Genomic DNA, 5521 nt, shown 5'->3' with positions numbered 1-5521 from the left:
CCTTGCCTTGTTGGCAAGGGGCTTCAACTATCCGGTTGGTAGGGCTGATTCAATCCGCTTGCGAACGGATGGGACATCGAGACCGACTTCGGTCAGCAGCTGGAGCTGATCCCCGTGGTCGATGAAACGATCGGGCAGCCCCAGTTGCAGCAGGCGGGTGGGCGTGCCGGATTCGTTCAGCACCCGACTGACCTCACTGCCGGCACCACCGATCACGGCGTTTTCTTCCAGTGTGACCAGCAGGTCATGGGATGCGGCGAGTTTGAGGATCAGGGCTTGATCCAGCGGTTTTGCGAAGCGCATGTTGGCAACGCTCGCGTCCATCGCCTCGCCCACCTGCATGGCGGTCTCTACCATGCTGCCAAAGGCCAGCAGGGCGACCTTGCGGCCTTCGCGCAGAATCTTTCCGGTACCGATGGGGATCAGCGTCATCTCGTCGGCTGGCTTCACCCCCCGGCCGCTACCCCTGGGATAGCGTACGGCACTGGGGCCATCGTGCATGAAGGCTGTATACAGCATCTGGCGGCATTCGTTTTCGTCCGACGGGCAGAATACGGTCAGATTGGGTACGCACAGCAGGTAGGACAGGTCAAAGGCGCCGTGGTGGGTGGCTCCGTCAGCGCCCACGAGGCCGGCCCGGTCGATGGCAAGCATGACAGGCAGGTTCTGCAGGGCGATGTCGTGGATGAACTGGTCGTAGCCCCGCTGCAGGAAGGTGGAATAAATGGCCACCACCGGCTTCAGGCCTTCGCAGGCCAGGCCGGCGCCGAAGGTGAGGGCATGCTGTTCCGCGATGCCCACGTCGTAGTAACGATCGGGGTACTCGTGAGCGTAGCGCACCATGCCGGAGCCCTCACGCATGGCCGGGGTGATCGCCACAAGGCGCGGATCAGCTGTGGCCATGTCACACAGCCAGTCACCAAAGACCTGAGTGTAGGTGAGCTTGCCGCTACCTTTGGCGTCCTTGCCGGCCGGAATGCCCGCCGTGTGATCGAACTTGGAGACGCCGTGATAGAGGATCGGGTCGGCTTCAGCAAGCTTGTAGCCCTGTCCTTTGCGGGTGATGACATGCAGGAACTGGGGCCCCTTGAGGGTTCGCAGGTTCTGCAGGGTCGGCAGCAGGGCTTCCAGATCATGGCCGTCGATGGGCCCGATGTAGTTGAAGCCGAACTCCTCGAACATGGTTCCGGGCATGACCATGCCCTTGACGTGTTCTTCGGTGCGCTTGGCCAGTTCGAAAACCGGTGGAGGCAGATTTTCGAGGAAGCGCTTGCCGATACTCCTGGCACCATTGTAGATGCGCCCGGACAGCAATCGGGACAGGTGCTTGTTGAGCGCCCCTACCGGAGGGGAAATGGACATCTCGTTGTCGTTGAGAATGACCAGGATGTTGCTGTCGTGGATGTCTCCGGCGTTGTTGAGGGCTTCGAAGGCCATGCCGGCGGTCATCGCGCCGTCGCCGATCACCGCAATGGCCCGGCGCTCCTCGCCCCGCAGGCGCGCCGCTTCGGACATGCCCAGGGCGGCGGAGATGGAGGTGGACGAGTGGGCCGTGCCGAAGGTGTCGTAGTGGCTCTCGCAGCGCTTGGGAAAGCCGGAGAGGCCCTTGTACTGGCGCAGGGTGGCCATGGCTTCCCGCCGGCCGGTCAGGACCTTGTGGGCATAGGTCTGGTGGCCCACATCCCATACGATGCGGTCTTCCGGGGTGTTGAAAACGTAGTGCAGCGCGATGGTCAGTTCGACCGTTCCCAAGTTGGAGGACAGGTGCCCGCCCGTTCGGGAGACCGAGTCAATCAGGAAATTGCGCAGTTCGTCTGCCAGCAGGGGAAGGGCACTGGCGTCGAGCTTGCGCAGGTCTGCGGGAGAGTTGATGCTGTCCAGCAGGCTGGTGCGTGTTGGGGCGGGCTGCGTTCCGAGGGGCATTCCGGGTTACCGGGTCGTTAATGGGTATTCTGTGTCGTTTGCCGGAATCAGAACTGTCGATTCACGATGAACCGGGTCAACTCGCGCAGGCGCAGGGCGTCATCCCCGAAGGCCGCAAGCCGCTCCAGGGCATCCTGGCACATCTCGGCGGCGAGCTCCCGAGCCCGCGTTCCGCCGAGCAGGCTGACGTAGGTCGGTTTGTCGTTGGCGGCATCCTTGCCCGCGGTTTTGCCCAGGGTGGCGGTGTCTGCCTCTGCGTCGAGAATGTCATCGATCACCTGGAAAAGCAGGCCGATGACCTTTCCCACGTGATCGAGACTGGAGAGCTGCTCTTCGGCAAGGGGTCGGCCGCATTGTACGCCAAGAGCGATGGAAGCCCGGATCAAAGCGCCTGTCTTGTGGATATGCATGAACTCCAGTTCGGCGAGGGTGAGCTGAACGCCTACCGAGGCCAGATCGATGGCCTGTCCGCCGGCCATGCCCCGGGAGCCCGAAGCCTGTGCCAGTTGCCGGATCATGCGGATCTGCTGGCGGGGATCGTCACATACGGGGGCATCCGCCAGGTGCTGGAACGCCAGGCTCTGGAGGGCATCACCGACCAGGAGCGCTGTGGCCTCGTCGAACTCCACGTGGACGGTGGGTTTGCCCCGGCGCAGCACGTCGTCGTCCATGCAGGGCATGTCATCATGCACCAGTGAATAGGCATGGATCATTTCCAGGGCACAGGCAACCCGGTCGAGGCGCTCCGGCGCTGCACCGCTGATCTGCCCGGCTGCATGAACCAGGAGGGGGCGTACCCGCTTGCCTCCGTCCAGGACGGCATAGCGCATGGCCTCGTGAAGGCGGGCGGGTGCCAGGGCGGCGGCGGGCAGCGTCTTGTCCAGGGCCGCTTCGGTGCGTTCCTGGATGTCGCTCATCCATTGGTTGAAGCTGCGGGCGTTCATGCCTGGGGATCTTCCGGAGTGGCGGATTCGAGGGTGCGGATGGTCTGTTCAGCCTGGGTGAGCACTTCCTGGCAATGGCGCAGGAGGTGGGTGCCGCGCTGGTAGGCGGCGAGGGCCTGATCGAGGGGCATCTGGCCATTTTCCATTTCCTGGACAATGGCTTCCAGTTCGGAGACAGCAGACTCGAAGCTGGGCGACTTGGCGCTGGCATTCTTGACCATGGGCCGGTTTCAAGTTTGGGAAACCGTAAAAATAGCCTATGGCCGGGCTTCTGGTCAAACGTGTGATGCTATATAATATTACGTTTTACGTTTCGGGCTTTCGCTTTGAATCAGGGGGTTCGGGATGTCTGACATCGCTTCTCAGGCACTTCTTTCGCCGGCAATTTCTCAATTGCCGGTTTCGTGGTACTCCGACGAAAAAATCTTTGAGCTGGAGAAACGCCTCCTCTTCGATGGCGGCCCCGGCTATGTCGGCCACGAGCTGATGGTGCCGGAGCTCAATCAGTACCGCTCCCTCGAGTGGCTGGATCATGCGGGCTTGCTGATCAATCGCGATGACGGTTTTTACCGGATGTCCAACATCTGCCGTCACCGTCAGGCAATCATGCTGCAGGGCGCGGGTGTCGCTGACCGCAACATCGTCTGTCCGGTCCACCGCTGGACCTACAATCCCGACGGGATGCTGATCGGTGCGCCGCATTTTGCCGACAAGCCTTGTCTCAGCCTGCAGAGGGAGAAGCTCGAGCGCTGGCATGGCCTGCTCTTCAAGGGTCCCCGATCGGCCAATGCGGATCTGGCCGGCATGCAGGTGGCGCCTGAGCTGGATTTCAGCGGTTACAAGCTCGACAAGGTCGAAGTCCATGAGTGCAACTACAACTGGAAGACCTTCATCGAGGTATACCTCGAGGATTACCACGTGGAGCCTTTTCATCCAGGGCTCGGCAAGTTCGTCACCTGTGATGACCTGACCTGGCAGTTCGGTGAGTGGTATTCGGTGCAGCGGGTGGGCATCACCTCCCTCAAGAAGCCCGGTTCGCCGGCCTACCAGCGCTGGCATGAAGCGGTGCTGGCCTGTCACGGTGGTGAAATGCCCAAGCATGGCGCCATTTGGCTGACCTACTTTCCCAACATCATGGTGGAGTGGTATCCCAACGTGCTGGTGGTGAGTACCCTGATTCCCACGGATGTGAACAAGACCACCAATGTGGTCGAGTTCTATTATCCGGAGGAAATTCTTGAGTTCGAGCGGGACTTCGTCGAAGCGGAGCAGGCGGCCTATATGGAAACCGCGATCGAGGATGACGATATCGGTGAACGGATGGATCGGGGCCGCCTGGCCCTGATGAAGGAAGGCCGTAGCGAGGTGGGTCCCTACCAGTCTCCTTACGAGGATGGCATGCAGCACTTCCATGAGTTCTACCGGCGCATCATTGAGCCTCACCTCTGATCATCCCATCCATGAAAAAAGGAGCTGCGGCTCCTTTTTTCATGGATGGGACATCCCTGCGATTTCCTTTTTCCTCCTTCCATGATTCGACATGGGGCCTCTTTCCTGGTGAGCCCGCACGTATGGGCAGCACTGCTGGCCGCAGGCCTGGCGCTGGAGGCGGGATCTGCGGGTTTCCAGATGGAAGGCATGCGCGAGGTGGCGCTGGAGCGTCATGGCGTCACCGGGCGACTTGCCGTGGAGCGCTGGCAGGCGGTCCTGGCGCAGTGGAGGGGGTTGCCGGAAGACCAGATGCTCCGCGAGGTTAACGCTTATTTCAACCGGAACATCCGCTACGAAGAGGATCTGACGACCTGGGGAGTGGTCGATTACTGGGCAACCCCCCTGGAGCTCCTCGCCCGGGGGGCAGGGGATTGTGAGGATTTCGTGTTTGCCAAGTACTTCACCCTGAGGGAGCTGGGCTTTCGGGATGAAAACCTGCGCATGACCTATGTGCGTGTCCAGACCGGCAGTGCAGGGCGGGAAGGTACCCAGGCCCACATGGTCCTCAGCTATCATTCCGGGCCCGGGCAGGCTCCCCTGATACTGGACAACCTGCTTGCGGATGTTCGCACGGCGGGTGCGAGACCCGATCTGGAACCGGTCTTCAGTTTCAACACCCAGGGTGTGTTCGCGCAAGGCGCGGTCCGGGCGACGAGTCCGGCGGACCGCCTTTCCCGCTGGCGAGAGATGCTTGTGCGGATGCGTTCCGAAGGCTACCGACCCTGAAGGAAGAATGATGTCCCTGTTAAAACGTCTGTGGGTCAGTGTGGTGGTGGCCATGGCTCTGGTGTTGTCCGGAGCGGTGGCGGTGAGCCTGTGGACTGCCCGTACCTATTTCGAGCAGCAGCTGACGGCTCAGGCCAGCGATGGTGCGGTTTCCCTGGCCCTTTCCATGTCCCAGCAGAAGAAGGATCAGGCGACAGCCGAGCTGCTGGTCGCAGCGCTGTTCGACGGGGGCCATTACCGCTCCATTCGTCTGGTCGATATGGCGGGCCGGGTTATTGTGGAGCGTTCCCATCGGGATAATGCCGAAGGGGTGCCCGCATGGCTGAGCAAACTGCTGCCCATGGAGGTACACCCCGGTCAGGCACACGTGAGCGATGGTTGGCGTCCGGTGGGGCAGATCACGGTCGAGGCTGCCCGCAGTTATGCCTACGCTTCCC

6 protein-coding genes are annotated in these 5521 nt (G+C 61.6%); 3 read left to right on the top strand and 3 right to left on the bottom strand.

The annotated features are described in order from the left end of the window. Positions 1 to 27 precede the first annotated feature (27 nt). The 3 genes from dxs to xseB are packed head-to-tail and all read right to left on the bottom strand — an operon-like array spanning position 28 to position 3088. The gene (gene dxs, locus PHD22_RS16140) at positions 28 to 1923 is read right to left on the bottom strand and encodes a 1-deoxy-D-xylulose-5-phosphate synthase (protein WP_299869219.1); all 1896 of its coding nucleotides are present in this window, start codon (positions 1921 to 1923) and stop codon (positions 28 to 30) included. 47 nt (positions 1924 to 1970) lie between these two features. Next, on the bottom strand, positions 1971 to 2867 hold the full coding sequence (locus tag PHD22_RS16135; RefSeq protein WP_299869216.1) for a farnesyl diphosphate synthase: 897 nt from the start codon (positions 2865 to 2867) through the stop codon (positions 1971 to 1973). Then, positions 2864 to 3088, bottom strand: a complete 225-nt coding sequence (gene xseB / locus PHD22_RS16130; protein ID WP_299869213.1) for an exodeoxyribonuclease VII small subunit — start codon at positions 3086 to 3088, stop codon at positions 2864 to 2866. Before xseB ends, PHD22_RS16135 begins: the two co-directional genes overlap by 4 nt. Positions 3089 to 3212: 124 nt before the next feature. Between xseB and PHD22_RS16125 the strand changes: the two genes are divergently transcribed. From PHD22_RS16125 to PHD22_RS16115, 3 genes are all read left to right on the top strand, one after another. Then, positions 3213 to 4316 carry an aromatic ring-hydroxylating dioxygenase subunit alpha gene (locus tag PHD22_RS16125; RefSeq protein WP_299869210.1) on the top strand — a complete coding sequence of 368 codons (1104 nt, stop codon included), beginning with the start codon at positions 3213 to 3215 and terminating at the stop codon, positions 4314 to 4316. 108 nt (positions 4317 to 4424) lie between these two features. Continuing rightward, positions 4425 to 5084 carry a transglutaminase-like cysteine peptidase gene (locus PHD22_RS16120; RefSeq protein WP_299869207.1) on the top strand — a complete coding sequence of 220 codons (660 nt, stop codon included), beginning with the start codon at positions 4425 to 4427 and terminating at the stop codon, positions 5082 to 5084. A 7-nt stretch (positions 5085 to 5091) separates the two neighbouring features. After that, on the top strand, positions 5092 to 5521 hold a 430-nt coding region (locus tag PHD22_RS16115; RefSeq protein ID WP_299869204.1), incomplete at its 3' end, for a LapD/MoxY N-terminal periplasmic domain-containing protein.

Origin of the sequence: Zoogloea sp. (assembly GCF_028693495.1) — a bacterium.
Lineage (GTDB): Bacteria > Pseudomonadota > Gammaproteobacteria > Burkholderiales > Rhodocyclaceae > Zoogloea.
Note: the sequence above shows the minus strand (reverse complement) of the source record. Positions and strands in the feature narration are given on the sequence as shown.